This is a genomic window from Desertimonas flava (genome assembly GCF_003426815.1).
Taxonomy (GTDB): domain Bacteria; phylum Actinomycetota; class Acidimicrobiia; order Acidimicrobiales; family Ilumatobacteraceae; genus Desertimonas; species Desertimonas flava.
Window position 1 is genome coordinate 110254 of sequence record NZ_QKYK01000001.1, and the last position, 23089, is coordinate 133342.

The 23089-nt window shown below is 70.9% G+C and carries 22 protein-coding genes and 1 tRNA gene; 10 read left to right on the top strand and 13 right to left on the bottom strand.

The window, feature by feature from the left end; translation table 11 throughout:
- Nucleotides 1–78: 78 nt before the first annotated feature.
- Nucleotides 79–1137 carry a LacI family DNA-binding transcriptional regulator gene (locus tag DN771_RS00510; protein WP_116995376.1) on the bottom strand — a complete coding sequence of 353 codons (1059 nt, stop codon included), beginning with the start codon at nt 1135–1137 and terminating at the stop codon, nt 79–81.
- 160 nt (nt 1138–1297) lie between these two features.
- Here DN771_RS00510 and DN771_RS00515 point away from each other — a divergent pair, with 160 nt between their 5' ends.
- The 3 genes from DN771_RS00515 to DN771_RS00525 all read left to right on the top strand — a co-directional run bounded on the left by DN771_RS00515 (nt 1298) and on the right by DN771_RS00525 (nt 3746).
- Nucleotides 1298–2305, top strand: coding sequence for a GlxA family transcriptional regulator (locus DN771_RS00515; protein ID WP_116995377.1), 1008 nt, complete (start codon nt 1298–1300; stop codon nt 2303–2305).
- Nucleotides 2302–2943: a DJ-1/PfpI family protein gene (locus tag DN771_RS00520; protein WP_116995378.1), complete on the top strand. Its 642-nt coding sequence runs from the start codon at nt 2302–2304 to the stop codon at nt 2941–2943. Before DN771_RS00515 ends, DN771_RS00520 begins: the two co-directional genes overlap by 4 nt.
- Nucleotides 2944–3011: 68 nt before the next feature.
- Complete coding sequence (locus DN771_RS00525) at nt 3012–3746, top strand: GDSL-type esterase/lipase family protein (RefSeq protein WP_116995379.1); 735 nt, start codon at nt 3012–3014, stop codon at nt 3744–3746.
- Between the two features lie 151 nt (nt 3747–3897).
- Here DN771_RS00525 and DN771_RS30610 read toward each other — a convergent pair whose 3' ends face one another.
- The 5 genes from DN771_RS30610 to DN771_RS00555 form a co-directional block, all read right to left on the bottom strand.
- Entirely contained in the window at nt 3898–4599 is a 702-nt protein-coding gene (locus DN771_RS30610; protein ID WP_276113388.1) for a response regulator transcription factor, read from the bottom strand.
- Nucleotides 4600–4601: 2 nt separating this feature from the next.
- Entirely contained in the window at nt 4602–5939 is a 1338-nt protein-coding gene (locus tag DN771_RS00535; protein WP_193615330.1) for a glutamine synthetase family protein, read from the bottom strand.
- Between the two features lie 166 nt (nt 5940–6105).
- The gene (gene glnII / locus DN771_RS00540) at nt 6106–7107 is read right to left on the bottom strand and encodes a glutamine synthetase GlnII (protein ID WP_116995380.1); all 1002 of its coding nucleotides are present in this window, start codon (nt 7105–7107) and stop codon (nt 6106–6108) included.
- 139 nt (nt 7108–7246) lie between these two features.
- Nucleotides 7247–7789, bottom strand: a complete 543-nt coding sequence (locus DN771_RS30615; RefSeq protein WP_276113392.1) for a UGSC family (seleno)protein — start codon at nt 7787–7789, stop codon at nt 7247–7249.
- Nucleotides 7790–7811: 22 nt separating this feature from the next.
- Nucleotides 7812–9281 (bottom strand): thioredoxin family protein, encoded by a 1470-nt coding sequence (locus tag DN771_RS00555; RefSeq protein ID WP_162941385.1) that lies wholly within the window; start codon nt 9279–9281, stop codon nt 7812–7814.
- A 123-nt stretch (nt 9282–9404) separates the two neighbouring features.
- On the opposite strand from DN771_RS00555, the gene DN771_RS00560 reads away from it, so the two are divergent.
- Nucleotides 9405–9500 (top strand) — tRNA-Sec (locus tag DN771_RS00560).
- Nucleotides 9501–9590: 90 nt separating this feature from the next.
- Here the strand turns inward: DN771_RS00560 and selB are convergent.
- The 3 genes from selB to selD are packed head-to-tail and all read right to left on the bottom strand — an operon-like array spanning nt 9591 to nt 13643.
- Entirely contained in the window at nt 9591–11297 is a 1707-nt protein-coding gene (gene selB, locus DN771_RS00565; protein ID WP_116995383.1) for a selenocysteine-specific translation elongation factor, read from the bottom strand.
- Nucleotides 11298–11319: 22 nt separating this feature from the next.
- Complete coding sequence (selA, locus tag DN771_RS00570; protein WP_116995384.1) at nt 11320–12594, bottom strand: L-seryl-tRNA(Sec) selenium transferase; 1275 nt, start codon at nt 12592–12594, stop codon at nt 11320–11322.
- Nucleotides 12591–13643, bottom strand: a complete 1053-nt coding sequence (gene selD / locus DN771_RS00575; RefSeq protein ID WP_205528347.1) for a selenide, water dikinase SelD — start codon at nt 13641–13643, stop codon at nt 12591–12593. Before selD ends, selA begins: the two co-directional genes overlap by 4 nt.
- A gap of 101 nt (nt 13644–13744) precedes the next feature.
- Here selD and DN771_RS00580 point away from each other — a divergent pair, with 101 nt between their 5' ends.
- Together DN771_RS00580 and DN771_RS00585 are read left to right on the top strand one after the other, a co-directional pair.
- Complete coding sequence (locus tag DN771_RS00580) at nt 13745–15640, top strand: alpha/beta fold hydrolase (protein ID WP_116995385.1); 1896 nt, start codon at nt 13745–13747, stop codon at nt 15638–15640.
- 88 nt (nt 15641–15728) lie between these two features.
- Nucleotides 15729–17483: an NAD+ synthase gene (locus DN771_RS00585; protein ID WP_116995745.1), complete on the top strand. Its 1755-nt coding sequence runs from the start codon at nt 15729–15731 to the stop codon at nt 17481–17483.
- A 24-nt stretch (nt 17484–17507) separates the two neighbouring features.
- Here the strand turns inward: DN771_RS00585 and DN771_RS00590 are convergent, their stop codons facing one another.
- The 3 genes from DN771_RS00590 to DN771_RS00600 all read right to left on the bottom strand — a co-directional run bounded on the left by DN771_RS00590 (nt 17508) and on the right by DN771_RS00600 (nt 20252).
- Nucleotides 17508–17921 carry a hypothetical protein gene (locus DN771_RS00590; protein WP_116995746.1) on the bottom strand — a complete coding sequence of 138 codons (414 nt, stop codon included), beginning with the start codon at nt 17919–17921 and terminating at the stop codon, nt 17508–17510.
- A gap of 119 nt (nt 17922–18040) precedes the next feature.
- Entirely contained in the window at nt 18041–19021 is a 981-nt protein-coding gene (locus DN771_RS00595; protein WP_116995386.1) for an NADPH:quinone oxidoreductase family protein, read from the bottom strand.
- 10 nt (nt 19022–19031) lie between these two features.
- Nucleotides 19032–20252, bottom strand: a complete 1221-nt coding sequence (locus tag DN771_RS00600) for an MFS transporter (RefSeq protein ID WP_162941386.1) — start codon at nt 20250–20252, stop codon at nt 19032–19034.
- Between the two features lie 90 nt (nt 20253–20342).
- Between DN771_RS00600 and DN771_RS00605 the strand changes: the two genes are divergently transcribed.
- From DN771_RS00605 to DN771_RS00615, 3 genes are read left to right on the top strand one after another with little or no spacing between them, the layout of a single operon-like run.
- A complete protein-coding gene (locus DN771_RS00605) occupies nt 20343–20903 on the top strand; it encodes a suppressor of fused domain protein (RefSeq protein WP_116995388.1) in 561 nt (186 codons plus the stop codon).
- Between the two features lie 53 nt (nt 20904–20956).
- The gene (locus DN771_RS00610; RefSeq protein WP_193615331.1) at nt 20957–21385 is read left to right on the top strand and encodes a PPOX class F420-dependent oxidoreductase; all 429 of its coding nucleotides are present in this window, start codon (nt 20957–20959) and stop codon (nt 21383–21385) included.
- Between the two features lie 10 nt (nt 21386–21395).
- Nucleotides 21396–22130, top strand: a complete 735-nt coding sequence (locus tag DN771_RS00615) for an NUDIX hydrolase (protein ID WP_116995389.1) — start codon at nt 21396–21398, stop codon at nt 22128–22130.
- A gap of 31 nt (nt 22131–22161) precedes the next feature.
- On the opposite strand, the gene dut is transcribed toward DN771_RS00615, so the two are convergent.
- Nucleotides 22162–22596, bottom strand: coding sequence for a dUTP diphosphatase (dut, locus tag DN771_RS00620; protein WP_116995390.1), 435 nt, complete (start codon nt 22594–22596; stop codon nt 22162–22164).
- Nucleotides 22597–22667: 71 nt separating this feature from the next.
- Between dut and DN771_RS00625 the strand changes: the two genes are divergently transcribed.
- Nucleotides 22668–23057 carry a VOC family protein gene (locus DN771_RS00625; protein ID WP_116995391.1) on the top strand — a complete coding sequence of 130 codons (390 nt, stop codon included), beginning with the start codon at nt 22668–22670 and terminating at the stop codon, nt 23055–23057.
- Nucleotides 23058–23089 lie beyond the last annotated feature (32 nt).

Here is a 23089-nt window from a genome sequence, read left to right on the forward strand (position 1 = left end):
AGTCTTTCGAGGACGAGCAACGCAGCCAGCGGCGAGATCCAGCAAGCGAGACACCCTTAACAATCCGGCGACAGACCACTAGACGGGCGCGGTGCTCGCCCGCACGACCAGCTCGGTCGGTAGCACGAACTTGGCGGCCGGTTCGATGCTGCCGGCGCGGCGCGCGCTGATGGCGCCGACGAGGGCGGCGGCCGCGGCCCGGCCCTTGGCGATGACGTCCTGCCGCACGGTGGTCAGGCCGGGAGAGGCCCGGTCGGCGGCGGCGGCGTCGTCGAAGCCGACCACCGACAGTTCGGCCGGGACCGAGATGCCGAGCTCGTTGGCCACACCGACGACGTTGAGCGCCATCAGGTCGGAGTAACAGAGCACGGCCGTGGGCCGCTCGGGGCCGGTGAGCAGCTGACGGGCGGCGATGCGGGCGGTGGCGTCGGTGTTGTCCGGAGCGACCGTGACGGCCGGCGTGATGCCCGCCGCGTGCAGGGCATCGGTCCAGCCCAGCATGCGCTCTCGCTGGGGGTGGCCGGAGATCTCGGCGGTGTAGGTCGCCGCGTCGATGACACCGACCGTCCCGTCGAGCGATCGCGTGGCGATGCCGATGCGGCGGTGTCCGAGCTCGACGAGATGCTGGGCGGCGGCGCGAGCCCCGCCGCGGTCGTCGATGTTGACGGCGCCCATCCCGTCGCTCGAGTCGCCGTCGACGACGACGATCGGTAGACGGCGTCGCACGAGCCAGTCCTTGGCCGTCGAGCGGGTGACGCAGGAGTAGATCAGGGCGCCATCGATGGCGACGTCGCGAGCCGGCACGACATCGGCGCGCTCGCTCGACGTGAGCAGCGTGATCGCGAAGCCGGTCGGGGCCAGCTCGTCGGCGATGGCACCGAGGAAGCGAGCGGCGACCTCGTCGGAGAACGCTTCGTGGAGCGAATCCGTGAGCAGGACGCCCACGGCGCCGGTGGTCCCCCGGGCGAGGGCACGGCCGGCCGGGTCGGGCCCGGCGTAGCCGAGTTCGTCGGCGGTGGCGAGGATCCGTTCACGGAGCTGTCCGGAGAGCTGATCGGGCTGCGAGAAGGCGTTGGAGACCGTCATCCGGCTCACGCCGACACGGTCGGCGATCGTCTGCAACGTGACTCTGGCCATCTCGCAGGGTGTCGTGCTCAGCGTTCGCCGACTGCCGCAATCACGGCACCCCAGCGTACTCGCCCGCTCCCGTCGTGCCGAGAGGAGCCACGCGTCGGGTGGCGGAAATCGTGGGGACCATGTCGTTGACGCCGTTGGTGCCGCGGCGCACGATGGCACCATGACCGCCCGGACTATCGCCGTACTCGCCTTCGACGGCGTTCAGGCCCTCGACATCGTCGGTCCCCACGAGGTGTTCTCCACGGCCAACGCGGTGATGGGCGCCGACGCCTACGACGTCAGGGTCGTCGCCCGCAACGCCGGCCCCGTGGTGAGCGACAGTTCGCTCGCCATCGTGGCGACGGAGTGGCCCGACCAGCGGTCCTCGTTCGACACGGTGATCGTGCCGGGCGGCTCGGCGACGAGACGGCTGCCGGCGGAAGCTCCCGAGGTCGCCTGGCTGTCGGCGGCCGCCGGTCGCACCCGCCGCCTCGCCACCGTGTGCACCGGAGCCTTCATCGCCGCCCGCGCCGGTCTCCTCGACGGCCGGCGGGTCGCCACGCATTGGCTCTACGCCGACCGGCTGCAGCGAGAGCACCCCGAGCTGACCGTCGACTCCGACCCGATCTTCGTCCGCGACGGCGACGTGTGGACGTCGGCCGGCGTCACGGCGGGCATCGACCTGGCCCTCGCCCTCGTCGAGGACGACTGCGGGGTCGAGGTGGCCCAGAACATCGCCCGCTCGCTCGTGATGTTCCTCCGCCGGCCCGGGGGACAGAGTCAGTTCGCCGCGCCGACGTGGATCGAGCGGGCCGCCTCCGAGCCGGTACGCGAGGCCCAGCACCTGATCGACGCGGCCCCCGGCGACGACCACCGGGTGCCCGTCCTCGCCGCCCGGGTCGGGATGAGCGAGCGGCATTTCACCCGCGTGTTCGCTCGTCAGGTCGGCATGTCGCCCGCTCGCTACGTCGAGCGGGTCCGCATCGACGCCGCCCGGCGCCTGCTCGAGGCCGAACCGGCGACGACCGAGGCGGTCGCCCGGCGCTGTGGGTTCGGCACCGGCGAGACCCTGCGCCGGGCGTTCCATCGCCATCTCGGCGTCGCGCCCGACGACTACCGCAAGCGCTTCGGCGCCCATCCTTCCCAGCCCGGCACGCCGGGCATCCCAGAAAGGTCACCCCAGTCATGACACAGATCGCCATCGCCACGTTTCCCAAGTTCACGGCGCTGGACGGCGTCGGCCCCTACGAGGTACTGCAGCGGATCCCCGAGTTCGACGTGATCTTCGTCGGCCACGAGCGAGGCGAGGTCCGCAGCGAGAATGGCATGCTCGGCATCATCGCCGACGCCACGTTCGAAGAGGTCCCGCGGCCCGACGTGCTCGTCTTCCCCGGCGGCATCGGCACCCGCCCCCTGGTTCGTGACGAGCGCGTGCTCGACTGGGTCCGGACGGCCCATGAGACGACGACGATGACCACGTCGGTGTGCACCGGGTCGTTGGTGCTGGCCGCGGCCGGACTGCTCGACGGCCTGGAGGCTACCACGCACTGGTCGGCCTACGCCGATCTCGACAAGCTCGGCGCCGTGCCGACCTCACGACGGGTGGTCGAGCACCTCGACCGGCGCCTCATCACATCGGCCGGCGTGTCGTCGGGCATCGACATGGCCCTCCGGCTCGTCGAGCTCCTCGTGGACGAGACCGCAGCCAAGGCGGCGCAGCTGTTCATCGAGTACGACCCGCAGCCACCCTTCGACTGCGGCTCGCAGGACAAGGCTGACGACGTCGTGATGACGAGGGTCATCGAGTACGCGTCGGTGCGGTCCTGACGACGTGATGTGACGGTTTCGTGACGGATTGACGGGCGGCGGGCGCCGCGGGCGGGCAAACTACGGCGGTGCCGTTCCCTGCCGTACGCCGGCGTTCCGCCCTGCTCGCTGCCCTGCTGATCGCCGGCTCCGCCGTCGGTCTCGGCGCATGCGGGGGAGACGACGGCGCCGGAGACGCCGGTGGCGTCATCGAGCTGTCGTCGGACACGATCCCGCCCGACGGTCCCGGCATCGTGCTCGGCGGGCCCGACGGCGCCGTGCCCCGATCCGGCCGGTTCGTCGCCATGGTGGGCGACTCCCTCACCGTCGGGGCGACACAGAGCCTCGAGGCGGCCGCCCAGACGCTCGACATCGATCTCAGGATCGACGCCGAGATCGGTCGCCGCCTCACGTCCGGGTCCGATCCTGACTCAGGCGTCGACGCCATCACCGAGATGCTCGATCAGTACGGCACCCCCGACCTGTGGGTCGTGGCCCTGGGCACGAACGACGTCGGTCAGTACTCGACGCCCGAGGAGTACGCCGAGCAGATCCGCGCCCTCCTCTCCCTCATCCCTGCCGACGCGCCCCTCGTGTGGATCGACGTCTACCTGTCGGTGCGCGAGGAGGCCTCCGAGATGTTCGATCAGGTCCTCACCGAGATCCTGACCGAGCGCGGCAACGCCACCATCGGGTCGTGGTCGTCGGTCGCCCCCGACGACGGCATGCTCAGTGGCGACGGGGTGCATCCGTCGGACGAGGGGAGCGCGCAGTTCGTCACCGTCGTCACCTCGCGCATCCAGACCTGGATGGCCAGCGGCTGACCCGGCTCACCCTCCGGATGCGGGCAGCGGTGATTTCGTCAGCGCAGCGGTCCGGAGCGGACCATGGCGCGGACCGAATGACGATCGCGCCGTCGTCGGCGCTACGACGTGATGATCTGGTCGGCGCTACGACGTGATGATCTGGTCGGCGCTACGACCAGCGGGTCTGGCCGAAGCGGTAGCCCACCGACCGCACGGTCTCGATCATCGAGGCGTACTCCTCGCCGAGCTTGGCCCGCAGACGGCGCACGTGAACGTCAACGGTGCGGGCGCCGCCGTAGTACTCGTAACCCCACACCCGGTTCAGCAGCACCTCACGGGTGAACACCTTGCCGGGGTTCTGCGACAGGAACTTGAGCAGCTCGTACTCCATGTACGTCAGGTCCAGGGGGCGACCGGCGATCGAGGCCTGGTACGTCGCCACGTTGAGCATCAGCTCGCGGTACTCGACGAGGTCGGCCTGCGGTTCGGCCCCGGTCCGCCACAGGAGATGGCGCACTCTGGCCTCCAACTCGGCCGGGTGCACCGGCAGGAGGCAGAAGTCGTCGAACAACTCGTCGCGCAGCTCCAGGTCGGAGATCTGCGCCCCGCTGATCAGCACGAGCAGGCGCGTCGATGCCGACGCCGAGCTGCTCTTGCGGAACGAGCGGATGAACGCCCACGCCGTCACCGAGTCGGCGGTGGCGTCGACCACCATCCCCGCCCACCCTTCGGGCGGTTCGTGCTCGGCCGCCTCGGCGGCCGTGGCGACGGATTTCCATCGGTATCCGCCGAGGTCGAGTGTCCGCGCCAGCTCCGGCGCCACCGTCGTCGCGTAGACGGCCAGGAGGTCGGGGCTGCTGGCGGCGGACATGGTCACAACGCTCGCAGGTAGCGGTCGATCTCGAAGTCCGACACGTGGGTCTTGTAGTCCTGCCACTCTCGCCATTTGTTGCGCAGGAACCATTCGAAGATGTGCTCACCGAGCGTCTCGCGCACGAGATCGGAGCCCTCCATGGCGTTCAGCGCCTCAGCGAGCGACTGCGGCAACCGGCTGATGTTCATCTTGTCGAGGACGTCGTCGTCGATCTCGAACAGGTTGGCGTCCGCCTCGGCGGGCAGCTCGTAGCCCTCGTCAACCCCCTTCATGCCGGCGGCGAGGATGACGGCGAAGGCGAGGTACGGGTTGCAGGCCGGATCGGGCGAGCGGTACTCGAGGCGGGTCGCCAGCGGGTTGCCGCGCTTGGCGATCGGGATGCGGATCAGGCCGCTGCGGTTGTTGCGGGCCCACGAGACGTGGACGGGCGCCTCGAACCCGGGCACGAGGCGCTTGTAGCTGTTCACCGTCTGGTTGGTGATCGCCGTGATCTCGGCCGCATGGTGCAGCAGGCCGGCGACGAAGGCCTTGGCGGTTGGCGACAGGTTGTAGTCGTCGTCGCTGTCGAAGAAGGCGTTCTCGTCGCCGCGGAACAGCGACATGTGCGTGTGCATCCCCGATCCCTGCACCCCCTGCAGCGGCTTGGGCATGAACGTCGCGTGGAGTCCCTGGGACACCGCCAGCTCGCGGACGATGAGCCGGAACGTCATCACGCTGTCGGCCATCGACACGGCGTCGGTGTGCCGCAGGTCGATCTCCTGCTGGCTCGGCGCGTCCTCGTGGAAGCTGTACTCGACCGGGATCCCCATCGACTCGAGCGTGCGGATCGTCTGCTTGCGGAGTGACTCCGTGACGTCGTTGGCGGCGAGGTCGAAGAAGCTCGCCTGATCGAGCGGCACGGGACGCTCGCCGGGGCCGGGAGCGGCGAAGTAGAAGAACTCGATGTCGGGGGCGACGTAGAACGTGAGGCCCCGCCCGTGGGCGTCCTGGACGAGACGCTTGAGCACCTGGCGGGAGTCGCCGATGAACGGCGAGCCGTCGAGGTCATGGATGTCGCAGAAGATGCGGGCCTCGGGCGTCTTGGGGTCTCCCCACGGGAGCAGCTCGAACGTGTTGGCATCGGGGATGGCCAGCACGTCGGCCTCCTGGATGCGTGAGAAGCCGTCGATCGACGAGCCGTCGAACGTCATGCCCCCGTCGAGCGCGTTCTCCAGCTCGGCCGGTGAGATGGCGAAGCTCTTGAGATTCCCGAGGATGTCGGTGAACCACATCCGAACGAGGCGGACGCCGCGTTCCTCGACGCCTCTCATGATGTACTCGTGCTGTTGTTCCAGCATTCCCTGATCCTCGCATCCCAGAGCGGAAACGGGAAGGAGCGGTCCGCCGACCCGCTCCTTCCCGTACCGAACGTCGAGGCCGTGGCGGCCTCGCTAAGACTCGCTCAGCCGGCGATCACCGCAGCTGCTCGTGACGCATCGTCACATTGCCGATCGTGACGCATCGTCACATTGCCGAGCAGACCGTGTCCACCATCAGGCGGGCGACCACGTACGGGTCCATGTTGGCATTGGGGCGCCGGTCCTCGAGGTAGCCCTTGCCGTCACGCGACACCTGCAGCGGGATGCGGATGGACGCACCGCGGTCGGAGACGCCGTAGCTGAACTTGTTCCACGGGGCCGTCTCGTGGTGACCGGTGAGGCGGTCCTGGATGCCGTGGCCGTAGTTGTTGACGTGGAGCTCGACCTTCTTGCCGAGGGCCTTGCACGCCTCCTCGATGTACTTGTAGCCGCCGTCCTCACGCATCTCCTTGGTGGAGAAGTTGGTGTGGGCGCCGGCGCCGTTCCAGTCGCCCTTCATGGGCTTGGGGTCGAGCGTGGCCGACACGTCGAAGTCCTCGGCGGTGCGGTACAGCAACCAGCGGGCGACCCACAGCTGGTCGGCGACCTCGAGTGGGCCGAGCGGGCCGACCTGGAACTCCCACTGGCCGATCATCACTTCGGCGTTGACGCCGCTGATGGAGAGGCCGGCCTCGAGACAGTTCTCGAGGTGCTCCTCGACGATCTCGCGGCCGAAGATCTCGTCGGAGCCGACGCCGCAGTAGTAGCCACCCTGCGGTGCGGGGAAGCCACCGACCGGGAAGCCGTAGGGGCGCCCGTCCTTGAAGAACGTGTACTCCTGCTCGATGCCGAAGAGCGACTCGTGCTTGGCGTACTTCTTGGCCGTCTTGACGAGGGCGGCGCGGGTGTTGGTGGGGTGCGGCTTGCCGTCGGCGGTGTACACCTCGGTCATGACGAGCACGTCGTCGCCGCCGCGGATCGGGTCGGGGCAGGAGAAGACGGGGACCAGGACGCAGTCGCTGCGGTCGCCGGTGGCCTGGTTCGTGCTGGAGCCGTCGAAGCCCCACTCGGGCAGCTCGGCGCCGTCCGCGAGGATCTTCGTCTTCGACCGCAGCTTGCCGGTCGGTTCGGTGCCGTCGATCCAGATGTATTCAGCCTTGTAGACCACGGGGCTCCTCGTTCGTCGCTCGTTTGTGGATGGTCGATTCGTCGCGGGGTCGGAGGGATTTGGCCCAACGCGGCTCGCTCATCCTGGAGTCGATCCGTTGCCGAACCGTTGCGCAATTGTGAACGCTGTGTAAATCGGTTCAGCCGCCGCCGCTGGTGACGGCGGCGACGATCTCGTCGAAGGCGGCGTCGGCGTAGGCCCGCATCTCGTCGTCGGTGCGGTCTTGGATCGGGTGCGGTGTGAACACCCTGGCGATCTCGGAGAACCCGAGCGCGGCCGCTTGGGTCGCGGCCGCGTCGACGAACTCGGCAGACGCGACGAACACACCCGGAACCCCTCGGAGCTCGAGGTCACTGATGTCGTGCACACTGCACGACGTGCAACTGCCTCAATCGGCGAGCGCCTCGATGACCAGGGTGCACTGCACCGAGATCTCGTGGCGCAGATCGACGGGCGCCGGTTTGGTGAACGTCGGCTTGGCGTAGCGGTGGACGGTTGCTCCGGCGTCGGTGAGCCGGGACTCGAGCCGGTCGAGGAACACGTCGCCGCGGGGCTTGGAGATGTCGAGCAGGGCGACGTGCTGGCCGGCGATCGACGCCGGGCGGGCGAGACGCCGGCGTTCGGCGACCTCGCGCTCGCCCGTCGGGTCGAGGACGTAGCGCGCCGCGGTCGTGTCGCTCATCGTGAACCAGCGTAGAACATGTTCACGGGCTGACCGCCCTCGTGACGGGCTGGCTGCCGGTGGTGCCGTTGGCCCAGCCGCCGATGATCGCCGAGAAGAGGCCGGCGCCGCCTCCCGCCGAGGCCAGCAGGATGCCATCGGGCCGGAACTTGGGCAGGGTCTCGGCGGGGATGCCGGGCTTCACGCCCTCCTCGATGCCGCCGGCGCCGCGCACGAGCTCGTCCATCGGGATGGTCAAGCGGCTGTGCAACTCGGCGAGGACGCGGTCGCGATCCCAGCCGGCCTCGGCGAACACGCGGATGTGCTCGGGGCCGAGCACCAAGATGGCGTCGAAGGCGATGACGAGCTTGGGGTGATGAAGGGTGCGCAGGCACGACGCCAGCGTGTTGGCGAGGCTGTCTGGTGTGCGCGAGATCTGGTCGACGACGCAGCGCGGCCCCTCGCCGGCGAACACGGTGACGGCGTCGGTGCCGGGCGGGATGCCGCGCTGGGCGGCCAGTGTGCCGAGCGGCGAATCGGCGAGCTCCGGGAAGCAGAACGACAGCTTGCCGGGGTTGCCGTGGGTGGCTCGATCGACGCCACCGGGACGGCCGCCGCCGACGTTGCGGACCACCAGCTGAACCGCCCGGCCGATCGTCATGTTGGCCCGGTTGCCCTGGCCGAAGACGTTCACGCCGCTGTTCATGCCGATCGCCTGGGTGCCCGGACCGCTGGCGACGATGACCGGTCCGACGGGCATCGTGGTGGCGAGGACGCCGTGGATGTTGAACTCGTCGTTGCAGATCGCCTCGATGACGGTGAGGACCCAGGGGAGGTACTCGGGCAGGCAGCCGGCCATGACGGCGGCGATGGCGACCTTCTCGACCGAGACCTCGACGAGGTCGGGCGGGACGACGGCGACGACGTCTCGCGGCGACCGGGTGGTGCCGGCGAGCATGCGCATCACCCGCTCCTCGGTGGGCGGGACGACGGGAAGCCCGTCGGTCCAGCCGCGCGTGAACATCGCCTCGATGTCGTCCTCCTGGCGGGCCAACTCGACGCGGCGCGAGTGCAGGATGCCGCCCTCGAAGCGCACCCGCAGCCGGTCGACGAGGTCGGGGTCGACGCTCAGCGAGCCGCAGCCGGGACGCATCACGGGCAGGTCGTCGCCGAGATCGGCGATGCCGGTGATCCGCTGCCAGTCCTCGCGGGACCACCCGACGGTGCGTTCCTGCTCCCTCCCGTCGACGACGCGGATGAGCGTCGGCACGGTCTCGATGTCGTGGTGCCAGCTGACGGCGAGCTCGGTGTCGTCGACGCCGGCGACCTCGCTGGGGAAGGCCGGGTCGTCCTGCGAGTACACCGTGAGCGGTCCGGCGTCGGCGAGGCGGGGGAGCAGCGGAGCGACGAGCCGGCAGGTGGCGCACTCCTGCTTCACCACGACGACGAGCCCGTCGGGCAGCGTCGGCGCAGCGGTCGAGTCCGTCACGGCGGTCGTCGCTGTCGTGGTCATCCTGATGTCCCCGATCGTCAACCGTACTGCGGCGATGTCGTCCCCGCCGTGCCGAGCGCGACCTCGCCTGACGGGATGGGCCTGGCACCTCCCGTCAGCAAGCCGTTGGGTACGCTCGCCGGCGGAGGTGTCCGAGTGCCTGGTGGACTCCGCCGCCTTCAAAGCGGTCGGGACGAGAGCACCTCGTCCGGCGGGTTCGATTCCCGTCCACCTCCGCCACACACGCCCAACCCATCCGAGTGTTCAAGCGCGCCCGAGTGCCGGATGTCCGGCCCCTGGGCGCTCGACACTCGGGTGGGTCGGGGCGGGTCAGAGCGCCGGGAGGAGCGGGCCGCCGATGTGGAGCGGGTCGCGTCGTCGCGTCACGCCGCGGGCGGCCAGCTCGCCGAGCAGGGCGAGGGCGTACTTGCGGGTGGTCGCCGCGGCGTCGCGGAACTGGGCGACGGTGAACCCATCGGGCGATGTGGCGAGCAGCGAGGCGGCCACAGCAGCCGCCTCGTCGATCGCGTCCGGATGGAACCACACGCCATCCCGCTCGACGAGGACCCGTCGGGTCCGGAGGTCGCGGAGCACGTCGCGAGGCGCGTCGGGTTCGGGGGGTTGGAGGCCCCCGAGGCGGAGCTGCTCGACGACCGGGTGCTCCCCCTGACCGGTGGTCCCGAGGGTCACCCACTCGCCGCTCAGCGTGAGGTCGTCGAGATGATCGACGAGGGCTCGCTCACGATCGTCGAGAAGGCTCGCGGCGAGACCGGGCGCCGGGCTGGCGGTGACGCGTGCCCGGAGCGACTCGGTGAGAGCGGCGAGGGCGACGGGGTCGGCGACCCATGTCCCGATCGTCGGCTCGACCATCACCCCCGTGAGCCGGGCGAGATCGGCGCTGGTCACCCACCCGCGCTCGGCAACGACCCGTTGCCATCGGCGATCGGGTGCCGCCTTGGACAGCGGGAGCCGCGGGTCGATGTCGAGCACCTCGCCGCCGCCGACGGTCTCGTCCCGGCCCGACTCGCGCAGGATGAAGCGATCCCCCGGCAGCAGCGGCAGCCCGACACCGAGACGCAGACGGACGGCGCCCGTCGCCCCCGGCGCCACCGAGCGGGCGCCGATCACCTGCAGCTCGGAGCGGTACTCGCCCGATCCGATGTGCACGGAATAGGAGCCGCGCCGCCCGACGTCGTGGGCGATCCCCGCCAGCACGGTGAGCTGGGCATCGAATTGCGACGTCGTCCACCAGTCCGCGGGCGTGACGACGACATCGCCGCGCCGGACCGTGTCGGCGGAGACGCCGCGCAGGTTGAGCGCCGCCCGCTCGCGTGCCCCGACCGCCCCCACCGCTTCGCCGCGGACGTGAATACCGCGCAGCGACGAGGCGACATCGTGCGGCATGACGGCGACGGCCTGGTCGATCGTGAATCCGGCGCCCTCGGTCACGCCGGTGACGATCGTGCCGCTGCCGGCCACCGTGAAGGCGCGGTCCACCCACAGGCGTGAGCGTCCCGGCCCGGGGGGCGGCGGTGGGTCGACGAGACGGTCGAGCTCTGTGAGGAGGACGTCGAGCCCGACGCCCGTGCGCGCCGACACGGCGACCCTCGGCACCGTCTCGAGCGGGCTGCCGGCAAGCCGCTCGCCGAGCTCGTCGAGGACCAGCCCGAGGTCCTCGTCGTCGACGAGGTCGCACTTGGTCACCGCGACGACGCCCCGGTCGATGCCGAGCAGCTCGACGATGCGCAGGTGCTCCTCGGACTGGGCCCGCCACCCCTCGCTGGCGTCGACGACGAACAGGCACACGTCGGCCCCGCCGACGCCGGCGAGCATGTTGCCGAGGAAGCGGCTGTGACCCGGTACGTCGACGAAGCTCACGGGCCGGCCCGACGGCAGCGCGGTGTGGGCGAAGCCGAGGTCGATCGTCAGACCGCGTCGCTTCTCCTCGGCAAAGCGGTCGGGGTCGGTACCGGTGAGGGCCTCGATCAAGGCCGACTTGCCGTGATCGACGTGTCCGGCGGTGGCGATGACGCTCACGCGCTGACCTCGCCCGAACGGCTCACCGCGCGATGGAGGTGAGGGCGGCGGTCACCGCAGGATCGTGGTGGGGGTCGACGGCGCGGAGGTCGAGGACCGTCCGCCCCTCGTGGATCCGGGCGATGACCGGGCGGTCGGCGGCCCGTAGCGATACGAGGTGATCGCCGTCGATCGCCAGGCCGAACGAGGGAATCGTCGCGCCGGGCGCGGCGCCGGCGCCGGGGACCGCGTCGGTTGCTGTCGGCACGAGGTGGTCCGCCGTCGCCAGGGCGGCCGCCCTCGCCTCGAGGTCGGCGACCGGCGTCGTCGCCATGCGCCAGAACGGGATCGCCCGGCCGTCACGGCGCAGGTAGGTCAGCGCCAGGTCCTGCAGGGCGCCCAACACCAGACCGCCCGGCCGGAGGGCGCGAGCCAGGGGGTGGCGGGCGCAGCGTTCGACGAGGTCGGCCCGCCCGGCGATGATCCCGGCCTGTGGGCCACCAAGCAGCTTGTCGCCGCTGAACGTGACGATGTCGGCGCCGGCGGCCACGGTCTGCACGGCGGCCGGTTCGTCGGCCAGCCAGCGCGGCGGACCGTCGGGGAGCCACGGACAGCGGCTGTCGAGCAGCCCGCCCCCGAGGTCGACCACGACCGGCGGTCCGATCGTCGCCAGCTCGGCCACGCCGACCGTCTCGGTGAAGCCCTCGACACGGAAGTTGCTCGGGTGCACCTTGAGGAGCAGGGCGAGGTCGGGGTGGCGTTCGGCGGCGTGCTGGTAGTCGCCCAACCGGGTCCGATTGGTCGTGCCGACGTCGACGAGGCGGGCGCCGGACTGTTCGAGGACGTCGGGGACCCGGAAGCCCCCGCCGATCTCGACGCTCTCCCCGCGGGAGACGGCGACCGACCGGCCGTTGGCGAGGGCGGCGAGCACGAGGAGGACGGCGCCGGCGTTGTTGTTCACGACCATCGCCGACTCGGTGGCGCACAGTCGGGCGAACAATCCACCGACGGCCGCTTGTCGGGAGCCCCGCTCGCCCGACTCGAGGTCGAACTCGACGGTCTGGGCAGCCGCCGGCTGCCGGTGGGCGACGGGCGCTCGGCCGAGGTTGGTGTGGAGCAGCACACCGGTGGCGTTGATGACCGGGCTGAGCAGGCGGCGACGTCGCGAGTCGGCGACCGCCTGCGCGGAGTCGGGCCGACCGTCGGCGATCGCCTGCCGGGCGGCATCGACCAGCAGGGGGTGGGGAAGGCCCTGCAGACGGCGCGCCAGCGCATCGACCGACGGAGGGCGGTCGGCGACGGGTTCGCTCGTGGTCATTTCGTCACGTCGACGCCGGGGTCACTGGCCGACGCGACGTCGCCGACCCGCCACCACGTGAGTCCGGAACCGCCGACGGGACGGCCGACGAGATCGTCAGCCACCTCGGGAGCCACTGCGGCCAGCAGCCCACCGGACGTCTGCGGATCGAAGCAGAGGGCGTCGTCGGCCTCGCCGCCCGACGACGTGAACCGCCCGTCGACGTAGGCCCGGTTGCGGGGATCGCCGCCGGTCCGGACGCCGTCCTCGGCTGCCTCGCGCGCTCCCGCGTAGGCGATCAGGCCGGCGGCGTCGATGCGCACCCGGACGCCCGATCGCTCGGCCATCTCCCATGCGTGACCGGCGAGTCCGTATCCCGTCACATCGGTGACGGCGTGGACGGCCGGGCCGGCCGCGACGAGCTGCTCGGCGGCGTCGCGGTTCAGCGTGCGCATGCCGCCGATCGCCGCCGCTTTGGCTGCTTCCGATCCCCCCGCCAAGGCCAGCGCCGTGCCGATCGGCTTGGACAGCACGAGCACGTCGCCGGCGAGGGCGCCGCCCTTGCGGAACACTCGGCGGGGGTCGACGAGGCCTTGGACGGCGAGACCGAAGATCGGTTCGGGGTTGCGGATCGTGTGGCCGCCACCGATGGAGCCGCCGGCGTCGCGCACGACCTCGGACGCGGCGGCGAAGATCGTGGTGATCACCTGGCGCGGCATCTCCTCGGGGAAGGCGGCGATGTTCAGCGCCACGGCGACCCGACCGCCCATGGCGTACACGTCGCTGCACGCGTTGGCAGCGGCGATCGCCCCGAAGTCCGCCGGGTCGTCGACGAGGGGAGGAAAGAAGTCGGTGGTCGACACGAGGGCCAGGTCGTCGGACACCTGGTAGATGGCGGCGTCGTCGAACGGGGCGAGGCCGACGAGTAGGCCCGGCGCCGCCGTGGACGGCAGCTCGTCGACCAGTTCGCGCAGCAGTGACGCGCCCCACTTCGCCGCGCAGCCGCCGCACGACGTCCACTCGGTGAGCCGGATCGTGGCCGTGGGCGGGGCGTCGGTGGCGTTCGTCACGCCAACACGGTACGGGCTGGGTCCACGGCCTCCGATACCGGGCCGGCCGTGCCCCGAACCGCGGCCCGCGGGCGGGGACGCGTGCGTACACTCGCCGCCGAATGCGGACGGAACACAGGCGGCTCGTCGCCGTCACGGCCGGCGCCGCCATCGCGGCCGCCCTCACCTTCGGCGGGGTCGGCGCGGCCGCGCCGCCGACCGTCCCGCCGACCGCTGCTCCACCGACAGCCCCACCGACCGCTCCTCCGACCGCTCCTTCACCGACAGCCCCTGCGGCCGCGTCGCCAACCCCGCTGTCGTGGGGTCCGTGCACGGCGGAAGCCGGGATCGACCCGGCGTTCCAGTGCGCGACGCTGAACGTGCCGCTGGACCACGCCAACCCGACGGGACCCACCATCCCCATGGGCGTGATCCGGCTCCCCGCCACCTCCACGCGCCAGGGTGCTCTGCTCGTCAACCCCGGAGGTCCCGGAGCATCGGGTGTGGACATGGCCATCGACTCGGCCGACGGGATCGACTCATTGCTCGAACTGAACGGCACGTTCGACATCGTCGGGTTCGACCCTCGCGGGGTGGGGCGGTCGGCCCAGATCACCTGCGACACCGAGTCGTCGTGCGCGGCCGAGTACGGCGACACGTACCGGCTGTACTCCACGGAGAACACCGCCCGCGACATGGATCTCCTGCGGGCCGCGATGGGCGACGGACAGATCACGTTCTACGGGGCGTCGTACGGCACGTACCTCGGAGCGGTGTACGCCGCACTCTTCCCCGAGCGGGTTCGGGCGATGGCCCTCGACGCCGCGTGGGACCCGGTCGAGGACACCGCGATCGAGGCCTGGACCACCGAGTTCGGCGGCTTCGAGCACGCCTTGAACCGTTGGATCGCCTGGTGTCAGGCCGACACGACGTGCGACCTCCACGGGCCCGACGTCGGCGCCCAGTGGGACGCCATCTACGATCTGCTCGACGAGCAGCCGATCCGCACCGCCGCCGGAACGATCATCGACGGCTCGGCCGTCCAGACGGCGTCGTACAACGCGATGTACGCCAACTGGATGTGGCCGATCCTCGCCCGCGGCCTCGCCGACGCGGCGTTCGGCGACGGCGACGTGTTGGAGGAGATCCTCGGCGAGGGCGACGCCACCGACTCGCTCGTCCATCGCGCGACCGACGATCCGGAGGGTGCGGCGATGATGGCGATCCGCTGCGCGAGCGGGATCGACCTGCCCCGTCCCGACGATCCGGCGGCGACGCTCGCCGCCGTCCAGGCTGCCGCCCCGCGCATGTCTCGCGGCGAGGGGTTGTCGATGTTCTCCGAGCCGGACGTCTGCGACGCGATCATCGGCGCCGACGTCGTCCCGATCGTGCCCGTCTACGCCGGCGCCGGGCCCATCGTGGTCATCGGCGGCCAGAACGACCCGGCGACACCGTTCCGGTACGCCGCCGAGATGTCGGCGCGGCTCGGTCCCAACACGGCGCTGCTCACGTACACCGGCGAGGGCCACGCCTTTCTCGGATCATCGTCGTGCGTCACCGGCCACATCTCCGGCGTGCTCCGCGACGGCGTGCTGCCGCCGGCGGGCACCGTCTGTGACGCCGATCCGCCCGTCGCCCGGCCGGCATTCTGGGACACCATGCCGATCGTCGCCGGGGTGGGTGACCCGGTCGACGCGGCGGTGGACTACGCCCTGCCCGATGCCTACGGGCCGTGGCAGGCCTACGCCGACGTCCGTGTGTTGACCGGTGACCCCGAGGCGGTGTTCGCCGCCTACAAGTCGGCGCTCGTCGCCGCCGGCTTCGCCGATCTCGGCACCTACGACTACGACGTCGGCTGGGCAGGCGTCGACTTCAGGGCACCCGACGGCACGCCGATCTTCGTCGACGTCATGACCGCCGAGTACGTGGCCGACATCGCCTTCGTCAACCTGCTCGTCCCGGCCGGCAGCGGCCTCGTGGTGATCGGCGCCTACGGCACCGATCCCTACGCTCCCTGACGTCCGCCCGGGCGGGATCGTCCCCGCGACTCGCGTCGATCGCGATCGTGGACGTCTCGGAATGCGGGTGATGGGTAGCGTCGCGGACATGACCGTGCTGCGCATCGCGCTGGCCCAGCTCAATCCGACCGTCGGCGACCTCGACGGCAACGTGGCCAAGATCCTGCTGGCCTACGACGACGCCGAGCAGGCCGGCTGCGACATCGTCGCCTTTCCCGAGCTGTCCATCACCGGCTACCCGCCCGAGGACCTCGTGCTGAAGCCGGCCTTCGTGGCCGACAACGAAGCGGCCCTCGCCCGGGTGGCCGCCCACACCGGTCGGTGCGCCGCGGTGGTCGGGTTCGTCGATGTCGACCACGACCTCTTCAACGCCGCGGCCGTGTGCGCCGACGGCCGGGTGCTCGGCACCTACCGCAAACGCCTTCTCCCCAACTACGGCGTGTTCGACGAGGCCCGCTATTTCACACCCGGCAACGAGACCGATCCGCTCGAGCTGTACGTCATCGGCGGTGTGAAGGTCGGCGTGAGCATCTGCGAGGACGTGTGGAGCCCCGACGGACCCCTTGCCCTGCAGGCCGACGGCGGGGCCGAGTTGGCCGTCAACATCAACGCGTCGCCGTACCACTTCGGCAAGGCCGCCTACCGCGAGCGGATGCTGGCCACGAGGGCCGCCGATTCCCATTCGGCCCTCGTCTACGTCAACCAGGTGGGCGGTCAGGACGAGCTCGTCTTCGACGGTTGCTCGCTGGCCTTCGATGCGAACGGCGAGCTGATCGCCCGCGGCCGGCAGTTCCACGAGGAGCTGATGATCGTCGACGTCCCCATCGCCGCCAGCTACCGCCAGCGATTGCTCGATCCGCGTGGTCGCGTGTCGCAGGTCGCCCTGCCGACCGTGCTGGTGTCGTCCGAGCCCGTGGAGCGCATCGACGACAACGGCGATGTCCCGTCGCACCCCGCCGCCAATCCGATCGCCGAGCCCCTGCCCGACATCGCCGAGCTCTACCAGGCGCTGGCCCTCGGGCTGCGGGACTACTGCCAGAAGAACGGATTCAGCGACGTCGTCATCGGGCTGTCGGGCGGGATCGACTCGACGATCGCCGCCGTGCTCGCCGCCGACGCCCTCGGAGCCGACCACGTGCACGGCGTGTCGATGCCGTCGCGGTACTCGTCGGACCACAGCCAGACCGACGCCGAGAAGCTGGCCGCCAACCTCGGCATCGACTATCGCACGATCCCCATCGAGCCGGCCTTCTCCGCCTACCTCGACATGCTCGCGCAGAGCTTCGTCGAGCCCGACGGCACGCCCCGTCCGCCCGGCCTGACCCAGGAGAACGTCCAGAGCCGCTGCCGCGGCCAGGTGTTGATGGCGCTGTCCAACGAGTTCGGATGGATGGTCGTCACCACCGGGAACAAGAGTGAGATGGCCGTCGGTTACTTCACGATCTACGGGGACTCGGTCGGCGGCTATGCGGTGATCCAGGACGTGCTGAAGACGCGGGTCTACGACCTCTGCCGTTACGTCAACGAACGGGCGGGCCGGGAGTTGATCCCCGAGTCGGTCATCACCAAGCCGCCGTCGGCCGAGCTGCGTCCCGACCAGCGCGACGACCAGAGCCTGCCGCCGTACGAGGAGCTCGACCCGATCCTGCGCCTCTACGTGGAGGAGGATCGGACGGCCGCCGAGATCGTCGAGCTGGGCTACGACGAGTCGGTGGTGCGGCGCATCACGCGCCTCGTCGACGTCGCGGAGTACAAGCGCCGGCAGTGCCCACCCGGCGTCAAGGTGACCACCAAGGGCTTCGGCCGCGACCGGCGGCTCCCCATCACCAACGGCTACAGCTGACCCGTCGGGTGCTCGCCCCGGCCGTCAGCCCGTGCCGGTGAGCAGGAGCAGGCCGAGGAACAAGGCGGTCACGGCACCGACGAGGGCGAGCGCGCCGCCTGCGGCGAGAGCCACCTTCGTGCGGACGAGCTGGTGCACGGCCGCCCCGCTGCCGCTCACGGCGACGACGGCGACCTTGATGAACAGCGTGACCTGGTAGCTCGGCGAGCGCTGCGAGAAGTTGACCTCGGAGAGGTTCCAGATGCCGGTCGCCACGGCGACGGCGAACGCCGGCCATCCGATGCGGGCGAACGCCCGGGCCGCCGCGCGGGTGGCGTCGGGAGAGACCTTGCGGAGCGCCGGCACGAGCCCGGCGAGGACGAACTGGCCGCCGACCCAGATCGCCGCGGCGAGCACGTGGATCGCCAGCCGCCACGTGGCCAACGACGGGGAGAGCACGGATGAACCGTAGGCCGACGCGGGCGGATGGGTGGAATGCCGGCCCCGTCGAATCGGGGTGCGGTCGGGGCCGGTCTGACGGTTGGTGCCAGGCACCAACCGTTTGGTCCCAACCGGGTCTACGGCGTGACGACGGCTCGGCCGGCGATGCCGCGGGTCATGAGGGCATGGCAGAGGCGACCGGTGTCCTCGAGCGAGAAGGGCGTCGGCTCGAGCGGATGGATCCTGCCGTCGCCCGCCATCTCGATGACCGCCCGTGTGACCTCGTTGAACCGCGACGGCTGCCGCATCGCCCAGCCGCCGAACTCCACGCCGATGATGGCCCGGTTGTTCAGCAGGGCGAGGTTGAGGGGGAAGCGGGGGATCGATCCGGCGGCGAACCCGAGCACGAGGTAGCGGCCATCGAAGCCGAGCGCCCGCATCGCCGGCTCGGCGAGGTCGCCGCCGATCGGGTCGACCACGACGTCGGCACCGCCCCCCGTCGCCTCGCGGATCGCCGTCTTGAGGTCGACGCCCGGCTCGCCGTAGTCGATGGTCGCGTCGGCGCCGACCGCGGTCGCGGCGGCCAGCTTCTCGGCGCTCGACGCACAGGCGATGACGCGGGCACCGGCGGCCTTGGCGAGGTCGATGGCGGCGAGCCCGATGGCCCCGCCCGCTCCCAGCACCACCACCTGCTGGCCTGGCTCCAGGGGAGCCCGCTGCCAGTACGTGAAGTGCATCGTCCCGTACGACTCGGGGATCGACGCCGCTGTCGCCGCGTCGACGTCATCGGGCAGTTCGATGACCCCCGCCGCCGGAGCGGTGACATGGGTGGCGCAACCGCCGCCACCCGTGAGCACGCGGCGGCCCACGAGCGAGGCGTCGACGCCGGCGCCGACCGCGGACACGACGCCGGCGCAGGACCCGCCCGGCGTGAACGGCAGCGTCGGCTTGAACTGGTAGTTCCCCGTGCAGGCGAGGGCGTTGACGTAGCTCACGCTCGCCGCCTCGACCGCCACGACGACCTGGCCCTCGTTCGGTTCGGGATCCGGTGCGTCGAGCACCGGCATGTTCGGGAGGTCCTCGACCGCGGTCCACTCGGAGACGACGACATGACGCATGCGTCGGAACCTACCGATCGGCCCCCACGGCCCCGGTACCGGACGGCGTTCGCTCGCGCAATGACATCAACACGCCGAAGGTGACCGCGAGGACGCCGCCCAGGGCCGCCGACGCGCGCATGCCGATGCGGTCGTACAGGGTCGTGGCGGGGACCGTCGCGATCGAGCGACCGACGGCGGAGGCGGCGAGGAACCGGCTGATGCCTGCGGCCGGCCGCGAGCGGACCAGCTCCCCGCCGATCGGGATCATGCTCACGATGGCGAACTCGAAACTGGCGATGAACACACCGAGCAGCACCAGCGCCACGGGAAGGACGTCGACCAAGGCGATGAACCCGACCGCCGCCGTGACCATGACGATGGCGCCGGAGATCACGCTGCGCTCCTTTCCCCACTGGTCGGTCCGCGCCGTCGACGTGCTCGATGCGACGAGCTCGAGACCGCCGATCGAGAACGTCACCGCGGCCAGGGCGGTGGTGGTGAACCCGTGGGAATCTTCGAGCCAGGTTCCGAACGTGACGAACATCGACTGGCTTGCGGCCGCCATCGCCGCCATCGCGCCGACGGCCATCCAGCCGCCGCGCCCCAGGCCGACGGCGCCCGTGGCGCCCGCCGCGACGGCGCGGCGGCCGGGCGGATCAGGGCCGATGCGAGGCCAGAGGATCGCGGCCATGCCCGTGACGAACAGGGCCCCCGCGACGTACGCCCACGGCCATGACGTCCACGCGGCGATCAGGCCCATCGAGCTGACGCCGAGCAGCAAGCCGAGCGCCCACGATGTCTCGGTCAGCCCGACGACCCGCCCACGCCGCTCGAACGGGACGTGGTCGGCGATCCACGCTCCTTGCCCGACGTCGTAGACGATCTTGGCGAGGCTCAGCACGAACAGTCCGGCGGCGAAGGCGACGACGTGGCGACTGGCGGCCACGATGAGCGCGCCGGCGGCGAGACCCGCCAGCCCGACGGTCATCGCCAGCCGTCGGGGGACTCGATCGACGAAGCGGCCGATCAGCGGCGACATGAGGCCGCACAGCTCGGCGACGGTGAGCGCCACACCCAGCTCGCCGATGGACACATCGAGGCCGCGTGCGATCACGGCGAGGAACGGCGGGGCGAAGCGATACAGGGCGTTGGCGCCGATCCGGGTGACGGTCAGGGCCGTGACGTTGTGCCGCACGGTGGCAGCGAACGAGTCGTCCAGAGCGCGTCCGAGCACCACGGGCCCGATCATCGTCGCTCGAGGCACCATCGGAGTACATCCGAGTGGGTCGGCCGCTGGAGACGCCGTGTCGCCGTCACACCGTGGGGTATTTTCCGGCCGATGGTCGAGGGGTTGGGTGAACACGTCGAGCGGCATCTCGGGCCGATCGCCGGCACGTGGGACACCGACCCCGACGGCAACGAGCTGCCGTTCCAGATCGTCCACTACGAGCCGGGCAAGGGTCCGGTCGGCACGGAGATCTTCACGACGCTCGGCCTCAGTGACTACCCGCTCGGCGAGCACGGCGTGCGGATCGAGATGCTGATGATCGCTCCGTTGCGGTTGACCGCCGGCACCGTGCCGCCGATCCTCCATCACGCCGGGGTGATGCCGCTCGACGCCGACGACGTGCCGCAGCTCGGCGACACGTTCAGCGCCGTCGGCGGGCTGCGGGAGGTGTCGCCCATGGACACCCTCTACGTCGGCCGACCGCTGTTCCAGAAGCCCGAGTTCTCGCCGTTCGACAACGGCTTCGAACGGGTGCACTTCCTGTGGCTGATCCCGATCTACGACATCGAGGCCGAGTTCGTCGAGGACGAGGGGTGGCAGGCCTTCGAGCAGTTGATGTGGGACCTCGACGTGGACCCCACCGACTTCGTCCGCGACGCCTGGATCGACTGACGGATGCCCGGCCGGCACCGATCGGGGTCCGGCGGCACGTCATGATGGTCACCATGGCCGACCTGACCGACGCCGTCCGCACGTTCCTCAGCGAGGGCACCCGCACGGGCAAGCTCGGCTGGGTCGCGCCCGACGGCCGCCCGCTCGTGGCGCCGATCTGGTTCGTCGTCGAGGGTGACGACCTGCTGTTCAACACCGGTGCCGGAACGGCCAAGGGCCGGGCGATCGCCCGCGACCCCCGCCTCGTGCTCACGGTCGACCTCGAGCGACCGCCGTACGGGTTCGTGCAGGTGCAGGGCGTGGCCGAGATCATCGACGATCTGCCCGAGGTGCGCCGGGTCGCCACCCTCGCTGGGGGCCGCTACATGGGTGCCGAGCGGGCCGAGGAGTTCGGCGAGCGCAACGGCGTCCCCGGGGAGTGGGCGATCCGCCTCCGGCCCACCAAGGTGATCGCCGCGCTCGACGTGACGGCGGAGCCCTGATGAGGGCCGCATGACCGTCCCCCCGCTCGTGGAGTTCGGCGACCGGTTGCGTGCGCGCATCGCCGCCAACCTGGCCGGACACGCGCGCCGCGTCGTGGAGGACGACACCAGGCGTCGCGCCGCGGTGGCGGTGGTCGTCGTCGACTCGGTGGTCGGCGAGGATCGTGTCGACCCGCTGGCGCCCTCGCTCGACGAGATCGAGTGGTCGGGCCTCGCCGAGGCCGGTCTCGACGGCCGGATGGTCGGCGTGGCGGGCGGTGCGGCGTTCCTGCTCTGCCGCCGTGCCTCCCGGTTGAACGCCCACGCGTCGCAGTGGGCGTTGCCTGGTGGGCGTGTCGACGCCGGCGAGACCGTCGAGCAGGCCGCCCGGCGAGAGCTCCACGAGGAGCTGGGTGTCGAGCTGCCGGAGTCGGCGGTCCTCGGACTCCTCGACGACTACCCGACCCGCTCGGGCTACGTGATCACCCCCGTGGTGCTCTGGGGGGCAGCCGGCCTCGAGCTTCATCCGTCGCCGGACGAGGTCGCCGCGGTGTACCGGATCGGTCTCCACCAGCTCTGCCGGCGGGACTCGCCGCGCTTCGTGTCCATCCCAGAGAGCGACCGTCCGGTGGTGCAGTTGCCACTCGGCAACGATCTCATCCACGCGCCGACCGGTGCCGTGCTCCTCCAGTTCCGGTGGCTCGGGCTCGAGGGCGACGGTTCGCCGGTCGACGAGTTCGAACAGCCCGTCTTCGCCTGGAAGTAGCGGCGGGTCGCCGCCCTCCCGACGCCAGATCTCAGCGGCCGCTGTGGCCGAACCCGCCGCCGCGGTCGTCGCCGTCCAAGGCGTCGACCTCGACCCACTGCACCTCTTCCACCTTCTGGATGAGCAGCTGGGCGATGCGGTCCCCGCGATGCACCTGGTAGTCGTTCGTCGGGTCGGTGTTGAGCATCACGACCTTGAGCTCGCCCCGGTACGCGGCGTCGATGACGCCTGGCGTGTTGATGCCACCGATGCCGTGCTTGAGGGCGAGCCCGCTGCGGGGCGCGATGAACCCGGCGTATCCGCGCGGGATGGCGATTGAGATTCCCGTCGGCATCAGGGCCCGTCCGCCCGCCGCCGGGATGAGGGCATCCTCCCGAGCGAGCAGATCGAGCCCGGCATCACCGGGATGGGCGTACGCGGGCAACGGGAGATCGCGATCGAGGCGCACGATGGGAACCGGCAGCATCCGGCCGAGCCTACGGACCCAGACACCGTCCCGACCCGTGCGTCGGTCCGGGGCGGGGCACACTGGACCTCATGCCCTTCGAGCTGAACCACACGATCGTCGCCGCGCGCGACGCCGAGGCGTCCGCCCGGTGGTTCGCCGACCTGTTCGGCGGCGCCGAGCCCGAGCACTGGGCGCCGTTCTGGCAGGTCGTCACGGCCAACGGTGTCGGTCTCGACTTCGCCACCGTGCGCGCCGACGCCGAGGTCGTTCCGCAGCACTACGCCTTCCTGGTGGGCGAGGACGACTTCGACCGGATGTACGGCGCCATCGTCGACCGAGGCCTCGAGCACTGGGCCGACCCGGGGCAGCGTCATCCCGGTGAGATCAATCACAACGACGGGGGTCGCGGCGTGTACTTCCTGAGCAACGATGGCCACTACCTGGAGATCATCACCCGTCCGTACGGCTCGGGCTCCTGACGAACGAACCTTTCTCGAATCGGCCGTATCCC